This window comes from Nitrospirota bacterium (assembly GCA_016219645.1).
In the GTDB taxonomy this organism is placed as follows: Bacteria; Nitrospirota; Nitrospiria; order Nitrospirales; family Nitrospiraceae; genus Palsa-1315.
In genome coordinates this window covers 1-1,518 of record JACRLR010000059.1, presented here as the reverse complement: position 1 = coordinate 1,518, position 1,518 = coordinate 1, and the positions used below count along the sequence as shown (strand labels likewise).

1 protein-coding gene is annotated in these 1,518 nt (G+C 57.0%); it reads left to right on the top strand.

Annotated features, from left to right (window positions below; genetic code table 11):
• Nucleotides 1–297: 297 nt before the first annotated feature.
• A complete protein-coding gene (gene sucD, locus HZB34_16435) occupies nucleotides 298–1,170 on the top strand; it encodes a succinate--CoA ligase subunit alpha (GenBank protein ID MBI5317551.1) in 873 nt (290 codons plus the stop codon).
• The last annotated feature ends 348 nt before the right edge of the window (nucleotides 1,171–1,518 follow it).

Here is a 1,518-nt window from a genome sequence, read left to right as displayed (position 1 = left end):
TTGGCGGAATCGGGCTTGAAGCTCGACGTTGCCAACGACCTCTGGGAAGCCGCGCAGAAAATCGTCAAGTTGACCGGCAAAGCAGGGTGAAGGGAGAAGGGTGCCGGGCCGGGTCTCAGTGCTCGCCCACCGCGCACACAAAAGTCGATTGTGATGAATAGAGATCGGTTGGTGCTCGCAGGGTGAAAGTCGCGTCTCGGCGCGACTAGGGTTGGGTGGGTGAAAACAATGCGCGCAGTGTGAGGCTCAGCCCGGCACTCTTCCAAGAGAAAAACAGACAAGACAAAGAGGTTTATCGTGAGCATTCTCGTCAATAAAAATACGCGAGTGGTGGTCCAGGGGATTACGGGCAAGGAAGGCTCGTTCCATGCGACCCAATGCAAGGCTTATGGGACCAAGGTTGTGGCAGGCGTGACGCCGGGGAAGGCCGGGCAGGAAGTCGAAGGCATCCCCGTGTTCAACACCGTGACCGATGCGGTAAAAAAGACCGAGGCCGACACCTCGCTCATCTTTGTGCCGCCGCCTTTCTGTGCCGATGCCATTCTTGAAGCAGCCGATGCCGGAATCAAGTTGGTCATTTGTATTACTGAAGGCATTCCCGTCAATGACATGGTGAAGGTCAAGCGAGCGCTCCGCGGTCGGGATGTGCGGCTGATCGGGCCGAATTGCCCAGGCGTCATCACGGTCGATGAAGCGAAGATCGGCATCATGCCGGGCTTCATTCACAAGAAAGGTGTGGTCGGGGTCGTCTCTCGCAGCGGCACCCTTACGTATGAAGCGGTCCATCAACTCTCGACGCTGGGATTGGGCGAGACGACCTGCGTCGGGATCGGCGGTGACCCGGTCAATGGCACTGGTTTTGTCGATGTGCTGCCGTTATTCGAGAAAGATCCAGAAACGCAGGCCATCGTCATGATCGGCGAAATCGGCGGCGATGCCGAAGAAAAAGCCGCCGAGTTCATCAAGGAAAACGTGAAGAAACCGGTCATCAGCTTCATTGCCGGCATCACCGCGCCTCCTGGACGCCGCATGGGTCATGCCGGAGCAATTATTTCCGGCGGCAAGGGGACGGCAGCCGAAAAGATGAAAACCCTGGAAGCGGCCGGGGTCATAGTCGTCAAGAATCCAGCTGAGATCGGCGACGCGGTCAAGAAAGCGTTAGGACGGTAGTTCCCCGAGTACGTTCTTCCGTTGGCATCCTCCTCCGCCACTTCGTGGGCCGTATCTCTACGGCCTATCCATCGCCTCTGCTTCGTAACGCGGGTGTGACGCTTGTCATGTCTTTCAATGGGTTATTCGCTGGCGTTCCAGAGTCAGAGGAGGAGCAACTTGTAATGGCGGCTGACAGAGGATCGAGCAAGAGTCACGTACTCCGTCGCCACAGGCATGCCTGCTTGGATATTGGATTTACCGATAGCTCCAATCCGTTTTATCTATTTTCAAAACTGAACGCGGGGTTGCTACTGTTGGCGCCGTTCGCCCCGACGATGCGACAAGCGCATCCCCTCCTGATCGCTC